Source organism: Pseudomonas sp. Pseusp9 (assembly GCF_059491265.1).
The window spans coordinates 5,942,699-5,956,996 of sequence record NZ_CP168500.1 but is presented as its reverse complement, the minus strand read 5'-3'; the positions used below and the strand labels follow the sequence as shown (position 1 = coordinate 5,956,996).

Annotated in this window: 12 protein-coding genes; 7 read left to right on the top strand and 5 right to left on the bottom strand. The window is 61.1% G+C overall.

The genetic code is table 11. The features are described from left to right. Nucleotides 1-193: 193 nt before the first annotated feature. The 4 genes from ACEN8E_RS27205 to ACEN8E_RS27190 form a co-directional block, all read right to left on the bottom strand. Nucleotides 194-1,168 carry a serine/threonine protein kinase gene (locus ACEN8E_RS27205; RefSeq protein ID WP_108231659.1) on the bottom strand — a complete coding sequence of 325 codons (975 nt, stop codon included), beginning with the start codon at nt 1,166-1,168 and terminating at the stop codon, nt 194-196. Between the two features lie 196 nt (nt 1,169-1,364). Beyond that, nucleotides 1,365-3,266, bottom strand: coding sequence for a PhoX family protein (locus tag ACEN8E_RS27200; RefSeq protein WP_495590530.1), 1,902 nt, complete (start codon nt 3,264-3,266; stop codon nt 1,365-1,367). Between the two features lie 66 nt (nt 3,267-3,332). After that, nucleotides 3,333-4,097 (bottom strand): TOBE domain-containing protein, encoded by a 765-nt coding sequence (locus ACEN8E_RS27195; protein WP_495590529.1) that lies wholly within the window; start codon nt 4,095-4,097, stop codon nt 3,333-3,335. 63 nt (nt 4,098-4,160) lie between these two features. After that, nucleotides 4,161-4,901, bottom strand: a complete 741-nt coding sequence (locus ACEN8E_RS27190) for a ComFC family protein (protein WP_495590528.1) — start codon at nt 4,899-4,901, stop codon at nt 4,161-4,163. 92 nt (nt 4,902-4,993) lie between these two features. Between ACEN8E_RS27190 and bioB the strand changes: the two genes are divergently transcribed. From bioB to ACEN8E_RS27155, 7 genes are all read left to right on the top strand, one after another. After that, nucleotides 4,994-6,049 (top strand): biotin synthase BioB, encoded by a 1,056-nt coding sequence (gene bioB, locus ACEN8E_RS27185; protein ID WP_429366767.1) that lies wholly within the window; start codon nt 4,994-4,996, stop codon nt 6,047-6,049. A 166-nt stretch (nt 6,050-6,215) separates the two neighbouring features. Continuing rightward, nucleotides 6,216-7,394 (top strand): 8-amino-7-oxononanoate synthase, encoded by a 1,179-nt coding sequence (gene bioF, locus ACEN8E_RS27180; RefSeq protein ID WP_495590527.1) that lies wholly within the window; start codon nt 6,216-6,218, stop codon nt 7,392-7,394. Next, entirely contained in the window at nt 7,387-8,118 is a 732-nt protein-coding gene (locus ACEN8E_RS27175; protein ID WP_495590526.1) for an alpha/beta fold hydrolase, read from the top strand. The genes bioF and ACEN8E_RS27175 overlap by 8 nt, the downstream gene beginning before the upstream one ends. Next, nucleotides 8,111-8,923 carry a malonyl-ACP O-methyltransferase BioC gene (gene bioC / locus ACEN8E_RS27170; protein WP_495590525.1) on the top strand — a complete coding sequence of 271 codons (813 nt, stop codon included), beginning with the start codon at nt 8,111-8,113 and terminating at the stop codon, nt 8,921-8,923. The genes ACEN8E_RS27175 and bioC overlap by 8 nt, the downstream gene beginning before the upstream one ends. Further along, complete coding sequence (gene bioD, locus ACEN8E_RS27165) at nt 8,920-9,600, top strand: dethiobiotin synthase (protein WP_085716494.1); 681 nt, start codon at nt 8,920-8,922, stop codon at nt 9,598-9,600. The genes bioC and bioD overlap by 4 nt, the downstream gene beginning before the upstream one ends. Nucleotides 9,601-9,723: 123 nt before the next feature. Then, on the top strand, nt 9,724-10,020 hold the full coding sequence (locus ACEN8E_RS27160; protein ID WP_495590524.1) for a pyrroloquinoline quinone biosynthesis protein PqqE: 297 nt from the start codon (nt 9,724-9,726) through the stop codon (nt 10,018-10,020). Between the two features lie 278 nt (nt 10,021-10,298). Beyond that, nucleotides 10,299-12,104, top strand: coding sequence for a phenylacyl-CoA dehydrogenase (locus ACEN8E_RS27155; protein WP_495590523.1), 1,806 nt, complete (start codon nt 10,299-10,301; stop codon nt 12,102-12,104). 70 nt (nt 12,105-12,174) lie between these two features. On the opposite strand, the gene ACEN8E_RS27150 is transcribed toward ACEN8E_RS27155, so the two are convergent. Beyond that, nucleotides 12,175-13,962, bottom strand: coding sequence for a hypothetical protein (locus ACEN8E_RS27150; protein ID WP_495590522.1), 1,788 nt, complete (start codon nt 13,960-13,962; stop codon nt 12,175-12,177). Between the last annotated feature and the right edge of the window lie 336 nt (nt 13,963-14,298).

The window sequence follows — 14,298 nt, the reverse complement described above, 5'->3', positions numbered from 1 at the left end:
TAGGCAGCTAACAAAGAGGGGGATTGTAAGGAGATTTGTCTACCGATGTCCTGACTGAATAGGTAGGACATTTGTGAACACGAACAACCTGTGGGAGCGAGCCTGCTCGCGAAGGTGATTTCAGATTCAGCACAACAGTGTCTGATAAACCGCTTTCGCGAGCAGGCTCGCTCCCACAGGGTTTCGGGTGGGGTTAGAAGAGTTTCAGCGGTTCTTCATTGAGCGCGGCCAACTGCTCGCGCAAGGCCAACACCTGATCACCCCAATAACGCTCGGTGCCGAACCACGGAAAACTGCGGGGAAATGCAGGATCGTCCCAGCGGCGGGCGAGCCAGGCGCTGTAATGCATCAGGCGCAAGGCGCGCAGCGGTTCGATCAGCGCCAACTCCCGCGGGTCGAAGTCGTGGAATTCGTTGTAGCCATCCATCAGCTCCGACAACTGGCTCAGGCAATCCTGGCGGTCACCGGCGAGCATCATCCAGATGTCCTGCACCGCCGGGCCCATGCGGCAGTCGTCGAGGTCGACGATATGGAACATCTCGTCGCGGCACATCATGTTGCCGGGGTGGCAGTCACCGTGCATGCGGATGTTCTGGTGCGGCGTGTTGCTGTAGGCATCTTCCACACGCTTGAGCAGATCGCGGGCCACTGACTCGTAGGCCGGCAGCAGGCTGCGGGGGATGAAGTTGCCGTCGAGCAAGGTATTGAGTGAGTCATGGCCGAAATTTTTCACCGCCAGCGCTTCACGGTGCTCGAACGGCCTGGTCGAGCCGACCGCATGCAAGCGCCCGAGCAACTGGCCAAGGCGATACAGTTGATCGAGGTTGCCAGGCTCCGGCGCACGACCGCCACGGCGGGGGAACAGGGTGAAACGGAAACCGTTGTGCTCGTGCAGGGTTTCGCCGTTGTGGATCAACGGCGCCACGACCGGCACCTCGCAGTCGGCGAGTTCGGCGGTGAACTGGTGTTCTTCCAGAATCGCTTCGTTGCTCCAGCGTTGCGGCCGGTAGAACTTGGCGATCAGCGGCTCGGCGTCTTCGATACCGACTTGATAGACGCGGTTCTCGTAGCTGTTGAGTGCCAGGATGCGTGCGTCGCTGAGAAAGCCGATGCTTTCGACGGCATCGAGCACGAGGTCTGGCGTAAGGGTTTCAAACGGGTGGGCCATGCTGACTCCTGCGCGCAGCAGGCTGCTGCGTCCGGCCAGGCATGGTAGCGCAGACGGGGGCTCTTTAGGGGCAGGGTTGCGAGATGTGTTGCCCGGGCTGGCGCCTTCGCGAGCAGGCTCGCTCCCACAAGATCCTGCGCGGGTATCAAATCAGCGCCAATCCTGTGGGAGCGAGCCTGCTCGCGATAGGGACCTGTCAGGCGCCGACGATCCCGCCGTCTTCCCGGGTAATCGCCATCACCGATGAGCGCGGCTTGCCGTTGGGCAGATGCTCGGGGAAGGTCGAGCCGCCGTTTTCGCCCGGGTGCTGGATCCCGACAAACAGGGTTTTCTGGTCCGGCGAGAAGCTGATCCCGGTCACCTCGCAGCCCACCGGGCCGACCATGAAGCGGCGAATCTCGCCGGTCGCCGGATCCGCGCAGAGCATCTGGTTATTGCCCATTCCGGCAAAGTCACCGGCGTTGCTCACATCACCGTCCGTCAGGATCCACAAGCGTCCGGCTTTGTCGAAGCCCAGGCCGTCCGGGCTGTTGAACATGTTCTGCGGCGTGATGTTCGACGAGCCGGCCTTTGGCGTACCGGCATGCGCGCCCGGGTTGCCGGCCACCACAAACAGGTCCCAGGCAAAGGTGTGCGAGGCGTGATCGTCGCGCTCGGTGCGCCAGCGCAGGATCTGGCCGTAGACGTTCTTCTCGCGCGGGTTCGGTCCGCCCACCGGTTGCCCGTCTTCGCCACGCTTGGCGTTGTTGGTCAGTGTGCAGTAGACCTGACCATCCTTGGGGCTGACCACGATCCATTCCGGGCGGTCCATGCGCGTGGCTTTCACCACACTGGCGGCGAGACGGGCGTGAATCAGCACTTCGGCCTGATCGGCAAAGCCGCTGCTGGCGTCGATACCGTTCTTGCCGTGGGTCAGTTCGATCCACTCACCCTGGCCTTTCGGGTGATCGGCGTTACCGTCCCCCGCATCGAAACGCGCCACGTACAAGGTGCCGTGATCGAGAATGTCGCGGTTGGCCTTGGGGTTCTTGTGGTCGATCCTGTCGCGGCTGACGAATTTGTAGATGAACTCACCGCGCTCATCGTCGCCCATGTACACCACGGCATGACCGTCGGCGGTTTCGGCCAGGGCGGCGTTTTCGTGCTTGAAGCGCCCCAGGGCCGTGCGTTTGACCGGTGTCGATTCAGGATCGAATGGATCGATCTCTACCACCCAGCCGTGACGGTTGAGTTCGTTGGGGTTCTTGGCCAGGTCGAAGCGCTCGTCGTGCGGGTGCCAGTTGATCTCTTTGCTGGTCACCACCGCACCGTAGCGTTTTTGCGCCGGGTCGAATTTCTGCTCCGCGTTGCTGCTGCCGAAACAGTCGGTGAAGTTCTCTTCACAGGTCAGATAAGTGCCCCAAGGCGTCTTGCCATTGGCGCAATTCTGGAAAGTGCCGAGAACGTTCTTGCCGTGGGGATCGGCACTGGTTTTCAACAGGGCATGGCCGGCGGCCGGGCCACTCATGCTGATCGGGGCGTTGCCGTGAATGCGGCGGTTGTAGCGCGAGCCCTGGACGAATTGCCATTGGCCGTTCTTGCGCTGCACTTCGATCACCGACACGCCTTCGCAGGCCAGTGCCTTGCGCACTTCTTCCGCCGATTGCGGCATGCCGCCGTGGGCGTAGAGGTAGCGGTAGTTGGTGTATTCGTTGTTGATCGCCATCAGCGCCCGGTCTTTTTCGCCCGGGAATTCGAACAGGCTCATGCCGTCGTTGTTGTCACCGAACTGGGCTTCCTGATGTTCGGCGCTGCCGTTGCCGCTCGGGTCGAACGCCGGGCCGTCCTTGTGCAGAGGCTGGCCCCAGCTGATCAGCACCGAGGACTTGTAGCCCGGCGGCAGGGTGATGGCGTCGCTGGTGGCGGCGGGAATGCTGTCGAAGCCCAGCAACTGGCTGTTAGCGGCGCTGACGTTGGCAGCCATCACACTGCGGCCCAGCAGGTTGCCGCCGAGGAACATCGCGGCGCCGCATAAGGCACCTGCGCTGATGAAGCCGCGACGACTGAGGCCGACCATGGTTTCGAGGTCGGTGGACTGGTTTTCTTCTAATAGGCTCATTTCAGGCTCCCTGCGGTTTTGCAGACACCATAATGATGAGTAATGAACCTTTTGTTGCAGTTCTGTTTACAGCGGTGTGCCCAACAGCACCCTGGACGGCGAAAACTCCACGCGCACCGGCTTGCCGCACGTCAGCCCCAATGCCTGCAGATGCCCCGGTTCGTCCAGAGCGCACAGTGTCAGGCCGTTGGGCAGGGTGATGCGCACTTCGCTGGGGCCATCGTCGGCGTCGAGAATCTTTTCGATGGTGCCTTTCAGGCAATTGTTTCCAAGGGTTTCAGCGGAATCGATTCCCAGCACATCGAGCCAGCCGGCCTTGATCAACGCCACGACTTCAGTGCCGATTTGCAGTTCCAGGCGCTCGGTGCTGTCGTGGGTGATTTGCGCGTCGACGATCACGCCTTCGGCGACTTCGAGGCGAATCAGGTCGTTGCGTCCCTGAGGTTCGATCGCCACCACCTTGCCGTGCAACTGATTGCGCGCGCTGGTGCGCAGCATCAAGCGCCCGAGCAGGTCGAGGTCGCTCGCGTCTTCAGCGGCTTCCAGCACTTGAGCCTGTAAGGCTTGCAGCTTCTGGTACAGGCGCAACACGCGTTCGCCTTCGTTGGACAGGCGGGCGCCACCGCCGCCCTTGCCACCGACAATCCGCTCCACCAGCGGTTTCTGCGCCAGGTTGTTCAGTTCATCGATCGCATCCCAGGCAGCCTTGTAGCTCAGGCCCGCGCTCTTTGCGGCGCGGGTGATCGAGCCTTGTTCGGCGATGTGCTGCAGCAGGGCGATACGCTGCGGACGGCGGACAATGTGCTGGGACAACAAGGTGGGCAAAGACATGGCGAGTCGCTTTGGCTGGTGACAATGGTGGGGACGTTGGCCGCTTGGGCTGCGCGAGTCAAGTCAGGGTGTCTCGCCGGGCTTGGGTGTGCGGGCCAGACAATAGACGTCGACCCGCGCCGCACCGGCGTCCATCAGCAGCCGAGCCAGGGCCTGGGCCGTGGCACCGGTGGTCAGTACGTCGTCGATCAGGGCCAGGTGCTGGCCTTTGACGATGGCGCCGGGTGCCAGGGCGAAAGCATTGCGCAGGTTCTTTCGGCGGGCTTCGGCATTCAAGGCCTGCTGGGCGTCGGTGTCCTGGGTTCGCAGCAGCAACCGTTCGTCGCAAGGGATTTCGAGTCTGGCACTCAACCACTGAGCCAGCATCGCCGCCTGATTGAACCCGCGCTGACGCAGGCGCCGGCTGGCCAGCGGTACCGGGATAAGTACATGGGGCCGCTGCAGATCGTCTTCGAAGCGATGTTGCAGGCATTGAGCGAGAAGTTCGGCGAGCAGGTGACCAAACGGCCACTTTGCGTTGTGCTTGAAGCGGGTGATCAGGCTGTCTACCGGGAAGCTGTAGGTCCAGGGAGCAATCACTTGTTCGAAGGCCGGTGGCTGCTGCAAGCAATGGCCGCAGGTCAGGCCCGCAGCCGGGAGCGGCAGGGCGCAGGTCAGGCAATGATCGCCGAGCCAGGGCAGCTCGGTTTCGCAGGCCGTGCAGACAGGGAGGGGGCCATCGGCGATTTCATCGCAGAGCAAACACTGTTGGTTGTTTTTTAACCAGATGTAAACCGGTCCTTTGTATCGTGGTTGACAGCGCATCGCTCTTCCTTAAATATGCCGAACATCCGTGTCGCGCCTGTGGGTATTCCATCCCGCGGGCGCTCGCCCAGCATAAAACAAAGGTAACGCCCATGAGCGCCAGCACCACTGCAACCCTGCGTCATGACTGGTCTTTGGCCGAAGTCAAAGCACTCTTCGTTCAGCCATTCAACGACCTGTTGTTCCAGGCGCAGACGGTGCACCGCGCGCATTTCGACGCCAACCGTGTCCAGGTCTCGACCCTGTTGTCGATCAAGACCGGTGCCTGCCCGGAAGATTGCAAATATTGTCCGCAGTCCGGTCACTACAACACCGGCCTGGAAAAAGAAAAACTGATGGAAGTGCAGAAGGTTCTCGAAGAGGCCGCTCGCGCCAAGGCCATCGGTTCGACCCGTTTCTGCATGGGCGCGGCGTGGAAGCACCCGTCGGCCAAGGACATGCCTTATGTGCTGAAAATGGTCGAAGGCGTGAAAGCTCTGGGCCTGGAAACCTGCATGACCCTCGGTCGCCTGGATCAGGAGCAGACCGAAGCGCTGGCCAAGGCCGGCCTCGACTACTACAACCACAACCTCGATACGTCGCCTGAGTTCTACGGCAGCATCATCACTACCCGCACCTACAGCGAGCGCCTGCAAACCCTTGCGTATGTGCGTGACTCGGGGATGAAGATCTGCTCCGGCGGCATCCTGGGCATGGGCGAGTCGCTGGACGATCGCGCCAACCTGCTGATCCAGCTGGCCAACCTGCCGGAGCATCCGGAGTCGGTGCCGATCAACATGCTGGTGAAAGTCGCCGGTACGCCGCTGGAAAATGCCGACGACGTCGACCCGTTCGACTTCATCCGCATGCTCGCGGTTGCCCGCATCCTGATGCCGCAATCCCACGTGCGCCTGTCCGCCGGCCGCGAAGCCATGAACGAACAAATGCAGGCGCTGGCGTTCTTTGCCGGTGCCAACTCGATTTTCTACGGCGAAAAACTGCTGACCACCGCCAACCCGCAGGCCGACAAGGACATGCAACTGTTCTCGCGCCTGGGCATCCTGCCGGAAGCCCGCGAAGAGCACGCCGACGAAGTGCATCAGGCGGCTATCGAGCAGGCGCTGGTGGAGCAGAAGAGCAGCGAGCAGTTTTATAACGCGGCTGTTTAATCGCCACCATTGATCTGGTCGGAATGCAAAACACTGTGGGAGCGAGCCTGCTCGCGAAAGCGATCTAGCAGTCGACATTCATGTTGAATGTGAAACCTTCTTCGCGAGCAGGCTCGCTCCCACAAGGTACTCCGATCGCTTCTGAATTCTGATCCGCGAGGCCTGCATGTCTTTCGATCTCGCCGCACGCCTTGCTGCCCGTCGTGCCGAAAACCTCTACCGCCAGCGCCCGCTGCTCGAAAGCCCGCAGGGGCCGCAAGTGGTGGTCGATGGCCAGCCATTGCTGGCGTTCTGCAACAACGACTACCTGGGCCTGGCCAATCATCCGCAAGTGATCGAAGCCTGGCGCGCAGGCGCTTCGAAGTGGGGTGTGGGCGGCGGGGCGTCACATTTGGTCATCGGCCATAGCACCCCGCATCATGCCCTGGAAGAAGCGTTGGCCGACCTGACCGGTCGCCCGCGCGCGTTGCTGTTCACCACCGGTTACATGGCCAACCTCGGCGCGGTCACGGCGCTGGTGGGGCAGGGTGATACGGTGCTCGAAGACCGGCTCAATCATGCGTCGCTGCTTGACGCGGGCTTGTTGTCCGGCGCGCGATTCAATCGTTACCTGCACAACGACCCGGTGAGCCTGGCCAAGCGCCTGGAAAAAGCCACCGGCAATACGCTGGTGGTCACCGACGGCGTGTTCAGCATGGACGGTGATATCGCCGACTTGCCGGCGCTTGCCCGAGAGGCCAAGGCCAAAGGCGCCTGGTTGATGGTCGACGATGCCCATGGTTTTGGACCGCTGGGTGCCAACGGTGGCGGCATCGTCGAACATTTCGGTTTGAGCCAGGATGACGTTCCAGTGCTGGTCGGCACCCTCGGCAAAGCGTTCGGTACGGCGGGTGCCTTTGTGGCCGGTAGCGAAGAGCTGATCGAGAGTCTTGTCCAGTTCGCCCGTCCCTACATCTACACCACCAGCCAGCCACCTGCGCTGGCCTGCGCCACCTTGAAGAGCCTGGAGCTGCTGCGCAGCGAACACTGGCGTCGCGAGCATTTGCAGACGCTGATCCGCCAGTTCCGCGCCGGTGCCGAACAGATTGGCCTGGAACTCATGGACAGCTTCACGCCGATCCAGCCGATCATGATCGGTGACGCGGGGCGCGCGATGCGCCTTTCGCAAATGCTGCGTGAACGCGGGTTGATGGTGACTGCGATTCGTCCGCCGACCGTACCCGCCGGCAGCGCCCGACTGCGGGTCACGCTGACGGCTGCCCACAGCGAGGCCCAGGTACAGCTATTGTTAAATGGGCTGGCCGATTGTTTTCAGCAACTTGGACCGGAGCCCAGCCATGCGTGATCGTTTGATTCTGCTGCCCGGCTGGGGCCTTGGCGTTTCACCGCTGGAGCCTTTGGCGGCGGCTTTGCGCGGCCTGGATGAGCACCTGCATGTCGAGATCGAGCCGTTGCCGGAACTGGAGTCGAGCGATCTTCAAGAGTGGCTCGATGAGCTTGATTCGACACTGGCGCAAGACGCCTGGCTTGGCGGTTGGTCCTTGGGTGGCATGCTCGCCTGTGAGTTGGCGGCCCGGCGCGCAGATCGCTGCTGTGGTGTGTTCACCCTGGCCAGCAACGCTTGTTTTGTCGCTCATGAACATTGGTCAAGCGCCATGCCCCAGGAAACCTTCGAGGCATTTCTGGCGGGATGTGAAGCCGATCCGCGCGCGACGTTGAAACGTTTTTCTCTGCTCTGCGCCCAAGGCGCCGAAGACCCGCGCGGTTTGTCGCGGTTGTTGCTCGGTGGCGCACCGAACACCGCCGCGCCGGTGCTGCTCAGTGGTCTGCAAGTGCTCGCGCAACTGGATACCCGGCAGGCACTGCAAGCGTTTCGCGGTCCGCAACTGCATCTGTTCGCTGGCCATGACGGGCTGGTACCAGCAGAAGTGGCTGGCGAGTTGTTGGCATTGCTGCCGGATGTTGAAATCGGTCTGATTGAACAGGCCAGCCACGCGTTTCTCCTGGAAGATCCCCACGGTGTGGCGGGGGCGATCCAGGCCTTTTTGCATGAGAGCGGCGATGACTGACTTATCCCTTCCCAACCCGCCCGGCGCCTTGCCTGACAAGCGCCAGGTCGCCGCTTCCTTCTCCCGCGCAGCGGCGAGCTACGACAGCGTGGCCGAGTTGCAGCGTGATGTGGGCAGCCAATTGCTCAGGCGCTTGCCGCCGGATTTCGTACCGCAGCGCTGGCTGGATCTTGGCTGTGGCACCGGGCATTTCAGTCGTGCCCTGGATGAGCACTTTCCGGGCGGTCACGGTGTGGCGCTGGATATCGCCGAAGGCATGCTCAACCATGCCCGGCCATTGGGAGGTGCCGCGCACTTCGTGGCCGGCGATGCCGAGTGTTTGCCACTGCAGGATTCGACTTGCGACCTGATCTTCTCCAGCCTGGCGGTGCAGTGGTGCGCGGACTTCGAATCGGTGCTCAGTGAAGCCTTTCGGGTGCTCAAGCCGGGTGGTTTGTTCGCGTTTGCTAGTCTGTGTGCAGGGACGTTGTTTGAGTTGCGCGACAGCTGGCGGCAGGTCGATGGCATGGTGCACGTCAACCGTTTCCGGGAGTTTGGTATTTATCAGCAGTTGTGTGCGGCCAGCGGCTTGAGGACGGTCAGTCTGCAGAACGTTGCGCATGTGCTGCATTATCCGGATGTGCGCAGCCTGACCCATGAACTCAAGGCACTGGGCGCGCACAACCTCAATCCCGGTCGACCGGGTGGCTTGACCGGTCGGGCGCGGATTCTGGGGCTGATTGAGGCTTACGAGCAGTTTCGTCAGGCCCGAGGCCTGCCGGCGACTTATCAAGTGGTGTACGCCGTATTGGAGAAACCCTTATGAGTGCAGCCTATTTCATCACCGGCACGGATACCGATGTCGGTAAGACCACGGTCGCTGCGGGGTTGCTGCATGCGGCACGTTCGGCAGGCTTGAGCACGGCGGCGGGCAAGCCGGTCGCTTCCGGTTGCGATGTGACACCCAAAGGCTTGCGCAATGCCGATGCGCTGGCCTTGCTGGCGGAGTGTTCGCTGCCGCTGACCTATGCCCAGGTCAATCCGGTGGCCTTTGAACCGGCCATCGCTCCGCACCTGGCGGCGCGAGAGGCAGGCGTAGCCCTGACGGTGCAGTCGTTGCTGGCGCCGATGCGGCAGATTCTGGCCATGCAGGCCGATTTCACGTTGATCGAGGGCGCTGGCGGCTGGCGCGTGCCGCTGGCCGATCAGGACAATCTGTCGGACCTGGCCATTGCTCTGAAGCTTCCGGTCATTCTCGTCGTCGGCGTGCGTCTGGGTTGCATCAGCCATGCCTTGCTGACGGCCGAAGCGATTGCCCGGGACGGCCTGCAACTGGCCGGGTGGGTGGCCAACATCATCGACCCGAAGACCTCGCGTCTTGAAGAAAACCTTGCGACTCTCGCCGAGCGCCTGCCAGCGCCGTGCCTGGGGCGTGTGCCAAAACTCAAGGCCGTCACGGCCGAAGCGGTGGCCGAGCACTTGCAACTGGACCTGTTGGACTGAGGTTTTTGCGATGCGGGCTTTGCCTATGACAAGGCACTATGCCATTAGTGTTTTTGTCGGGTGTTTTGCCGGCCACTCTGCTTCAATGACTGCTGTTGATCCTTTGCAAGGACGAGTTCTCCCATGGAAATCTCAGGAAGCAGCGCTTTTTATGCCGGTCTGAGCACCCTTCAGGCAGGGCAGAACCGTGTCGATCAAGCCGCCGGGCAGATCGCCAACACCACCATTGAACGATCAGTCACCAGCCAGTCTTCCGAGGCTCAGGTTGATCGCCTGCGTTCAGTCGATCGCAGCCAGCAATCGGACCTGGCCAGCAACATGGTCGAAATGTCCCAGGGCAAGATTCAGGCAGAACTGGGCGTGAAAGTCGCCAAGGCAGCCGATGAAGTGCTTGGAACCTTGATCGATACCTTCGCTTGATTTTTTACAGAATCCGCACCTCCCAGCGCCGCGCCTGTTCGCGGCGTTTTTCTGCGTAAGTCTTTCTTGCTCAACTAATCTTTCCTGTGTGGCGGGCTGCTTCGAAAGCGCGGCGGCGTTGTGGTGTGCCTGTGTGTCCAAATCTGCGATGACGAACGGCAAAAGATCGGCGCTTGACAAGATTTAGGCGTAAACGTATGTTTCAAACAACTGTTTGATCGCAACAACAAATCAATGCGGTCGTTCATTCCCGGTTACATCAGCAGAGGTTTATCGCTATGCCTGACTACAAGGCCCCCTTGCGTGATATTCGCTTCGTACGTGACGAACTGCTCGGCTACGAAGCGCACTATCAGAGCCTGCCGGCTTGTGCGGACGCAACTCCGGACATGGTTGACGCCATTCTCGAAGAGGGCGCCAAGTTTTGTGAGCAGGTACTGGCTCCGCTGAACCGCGTGGGCGACCTCGAAGGCTGCACCTGGAGCGAGTCCGGCGTTAAGACTCCGACGGGCTTCAAGGAAGCCTACAAGCAATTCGTTGAAGGCGGCTGGCCAAGCCTGGCCCACGACGTAGAGCATGGTGGCCAAGGCCTGCCGGAGTCTCTGGGTCTGGCCATCAGCGAAATGGTTGGCGAGTCCAACTGGTCGTGGGGCATGTACCCAGGCCTGTCGCACGGTGCGATGAACACCATCTCCGAGCACGGCACCCCTGAGCAGCAAGAGGCTTACCTGACCAAGCTGGTTTCCGGCGAGTGGACCGGCACCATGTGCCTGACCGAGCCGCACTGCGGCACCGACCTGGGCATGCTGCGCACCAAGGCCGAGCCGCAGGCCGACGGTTCCTACAAGGTTTCCGGCACCAAGATCTTCATCTCGGCCGGTGAACACGACATGGCCGACAACATCGTCCACATCGTACTGGCCCGCCTGCCGGATGCACCGGCTGGCACCAAAGGCATCTCCCTGTTCATCGTGCCGAAGTTCCTGCCGAACGCTGATGGTTCGGTTGGCACGCGCAACGCCGTGTCTTGCGGTTCCCTGGAACACAAGATGGGCATCCACGGCAACGCCACCTGCGTGATGAACTTCGACGGCGCTACCGGTTTCCTGATCGGCCCTGCGAACAAAGGCCTGAACTGCATGTTCACCTTCATGAACACCGCACGCCTGGGTACCGCGCTGCAAGGTCTGGCCCACGCCGAAGTCGGCTTCCAGGGCGGCCTGAAATACGCTCGCGACCGTCTGCAAATGCGCTCGCTGACGGGCCCGAAAGCGCCGGACAAAGCGGCTGACCCGATCATCGTTCACCCTGACGTACGCCGCATGCTGTTGACCATGAAGGCATTCGCCGAAGGCAACCGTGCGATGGTTTACTTCACCGCCAAGCAAGTCGACATCGTCAAGTACGGTGTGGATGAAGAAGAGAAGAAGAAGGCCGACGCACTGCTGGCTTTCATGACGCCAATCGCCAAGGCATTCATGACCGAAGTCGGTTTTGAGGCGGCCAACCACGGCGTGCAGATCTATGGCGGTCACGGCTTCATCGCCGAGTGGGGCATGGAGCAGAACGTTCGCGACAGCCGCATCTCGATGCTGTACGAAGGCACCACCGGCATCCAGGCACTCGACCTGCTGGGCCGTAAAGTGCTGATGACCCAGGGCGAGGCCCTGAAAGGCTTCACCAAGATCGTCCACAAATTCTGCCAGACCAACGAAGGCAACGAAGCGGTTCAAGAGTTCGTCGCTCCGCTGGCTGCACTGAACAAGGAATGGGGCGAGCTGACCATGAAGGTCGGTATGGCCGCCATGAAAGATCGCGAAGAAGTCGGCGCGGCCTCCGTGGACTACCTGATGTACTCCGGTTACGCCTGCCTGGCCTACTTCTGGGCTGACATGGCGCGTCTGGCTGCCGAGAAACTGGCTGCCGGCACTACCGAAGAGGCGTTCTACACCGCCAAGCTGCAGACTGCGCGCTTCTACTTCCAGCGCATCCTGCCGCGTACCCGCACTCACGTTGCAACCATGCTGTCGGGCGCCAACAACCTGATGGACATGAAAGAAGAGAACTTCGACCTGGGCTACTAAGCCTTGATTCAAAAAAACCGCCGCTTCCTCCGGGAGCGGCGGTTTTTTTTGTACGGTGCTCAGGCCTTGATCACCATGGCGTCGGGGCCAGCGGGCCTACGCCCGTTGGAGTGCTCACGCCCTCTCCGTTACGTAAGAACGGCAGGTGCCAGAAGTCGTTCGGCACCACCGGATCGCCAGGCTTGACGCCTTCCGGAAAGATGAACTCGAACACCGGCGCCACATACTGTCCGGCAGTCAGTCCATTGGCGACGGTCAACCTGCCCGCATTCTGGATGCAACCGTCCACGCCGGCCTGGGACAAGCTTTGCTGTGGAACGCAAAGTGACCGGGCAACGACGCGCAAGGTACGTGTCGGCTGGCTAAGCAGCCCAGTGGGCGCTTTGGTCGCACGCAATCTGGCGCGTTGTGGCTGAGCACCCGTGTTCTGGGTCGTGATACCACCCGAGGCTCCGAGGCAACTGGCCGCAAGGCCCACCCCAGGGTTGCATTCACCCGTCATCTCATAGGGGGTGATCCAGCGATTGGTTTGTACGCCCGTCGCTGGATTGACATCTACCATATAAATGTCGACCGGGGTCTTGATGTCGGTGGTCGAGGCTTCAAGGAAAATCCGGTCCTGGGTCTCCTGTGCTACTCCGTTGATGGCCGTTGCGGCCGGGTCGGCCGTACCGATGCCAAACTCCCCGATAGACATGTAGCTGGGCTGCGAACCAGGCTGAGTGTAGATCCCGACATTCGCCTCGATCGTGTGTGCAGAGACGAAGTCCGGGAGGCCCGTTGTGGCTGACTTGAACAGAGTACCGGACCAGCTGATGAAGTCGCCGACTTCGAAGGGTGCCTGTTGTGTCGGGTCGGGGTCCGTCGCCGTGCGTGTAGCATCGCTGAATCTCTTCATGACGTACTGGCTGCAATAGAGCTGCCCCACCGCTGGACCCGAGAGCTCTCCACTGGCCGGAAGCGCGACGCCGGCCTGGCTGAAATTGCGGCAGTTGTTGGTCGTGGTCGGGGTGACCACTTTTGGCCGGTTTTTTTGCGGGCAGAGTGCATCGTCTCCGGTAATCGTACGTGGCACGCACATCGGGTAGCCGGTGGCGGCATGGATGGTCGGGTTGGCATCATCGACGGAGAAGCGTGGGTCGGGGCTTTGGGCGCGGCCAAAACGGCCATTCGGATCGTTGATCTGAATGATCGTGGGTTGCGTCGGGTTGCCACTGTCAACTTCGATGTTGCCGTTGGTGTAGTCGATCCGGGTGATGACACCGCTACCGGCGTTGACGGATTGCTGGGAGACAAAGATCAGCCCCGCAATTGGCTTGTTGGAGACGGTATTGCCTACCACATGGATCTCGAACGAGGGGTAGGCCGCCAGTGATTTTCCGAGCGCCAGGGTTCCACCTCTGACGAAGTCGGCCCAGGTCAGGGTGTTGGCCGGCATCTGCATTACGGTGTTGCAAGGGACAACAATCGTGACGCCGTTCAACTGGACGGTCCCCCCAAAGCGGCTCGGGTCGCTGGTATTGGGGCAATTCGCATTGGTGGTGTCCAGGGTCATGTCCTGGATAAAACCGGTAACGTCAAACCCATGAATCGCATTCGGGTCTGTAAAAATCGGGTCGGGCAGTGTGGGTGTCGTGAACGGCGAAGGCAATCCTGGTGGCTTGGCAGTCCCGCCACCACCGCCACCACCGCCGCCACCGCCAGCGCCGTTTTTGGCAAATGCATCTCCACCCCCACCAATGGCCAGTGCGACAGCGACGGCACCGGCGAGCAGAGCATGGCGACTGAAGATGCCGTTGAATCGCTTGTGAGGCAGCAGCGGTATGGCGAGCGTTTTTTCGTACAAAGATAAGCTCATGGCTCACTCCAGAATCTTGCAGGACCAAATTGCCGGCCGATCGAGATCGCGGATCTGCTGATGCGCTGAGTCCTGCGCAAGAAAAACGCAAAGCCGTGAGGGTCGAATAGGGGCTCGATCCGGCCGGATAAGTGCCTGTGTACAGTCGACACTTGCCGTTCGGATGTTTTCACCTGCGTTGCGTTGGCCGGTTACAGACGCAAACGCGAGAGACATTTCCATGAGCCTGATGGGCACATAGCAGTAGTCGTGCCTGATTGGCACAAAATGCTTGTCAGCCAGCAAAAATGCGGGCTGCGCTGAGGTTGGTGATATATACACGAAGTTATAGTTATG

Coding starts and splice junctions, on each gene's coding strand:
- bioD (WP_085716494.1), top strand. CDS start 8,920: ATGAGTGCAGCCTATTTCATCACCGGCACGGATACCGATGTCGGTAAG.
- ACEN8E_RS27195 (WP_495590529.1), bottom strand. CDS start 4,097: ATGTCTTTGCCCACCTTGTTGTCCCAGCACATTGTCCGCCGTCCGCAG.
- ACEN8E_RS27200 (WP_495590530.1), bottom strand. CDS start 3,266: ATGAGCCTATTAGAAGAAAACCAGTCCACCGACCTCGAAACCATGGTC.
- ACEN8E_RS27205 (WP_108231659.1), bottom strand. CDS start 1,168: ATGGCCCACCCGTTTGAAACCCTTACGCCAGACCTCGTGCTCGATGCC.
- ACEN8E_RS27155 (WP_495590523.1), top strand. CDS start 10,299: ATGCCTGACTACAAGGCCCCCTTGCGTGATATTCGCTTCGTACGTGAC.
- ACEN8E_RS27190 (WP_495590528.1), bottom strand. CDS start 4,901: ATGCGCTGTCAACCACGATACAAAGGACCGGTTTACATCTGGTTAAAA.
- bioC (WP_495590525.1), top strand. CDS start 8,111: ATGACTGACTTATCCCTTCCCAACCCGCCCGGCGCCTTGCCTGACAAG.
- bioF (WP_495590527.1), top strand. CDS start 6,216: ATGTCTTTCGATCTCGCCGCACGCCTTGCTGCCCGTCGTGCCGAAAAC.
- bioB (WP_429366767.1), top strand. CDS start 4,994: ATGAGCGCCAGCACCACTGCAACCCTGCGTCATGACTGGTCTTTGGCC.
- ACEN8E_RS27150 (WP_495590522.1), bottom strand. CDS start 13,962: ATGAGCTTATCTTTGTACGAAAAAACGCTCGCCATACCGCTGCTGCCT.
- ACEN8E_RS27160 (WP_495590524.1), top strand. CDS start 9,724: ATGGAAATCTCAGGAAGCAGCGCTTTTTATGCCGGTCTGAGCACCCTT.
- ACEN8E_RS27175 (WP_495590526.1), top strand. CDS start 7,387: ATGCGTGATCGTTTGATTCTGCTGCCCGGCTGGGGCCTTGGCGTTTCA.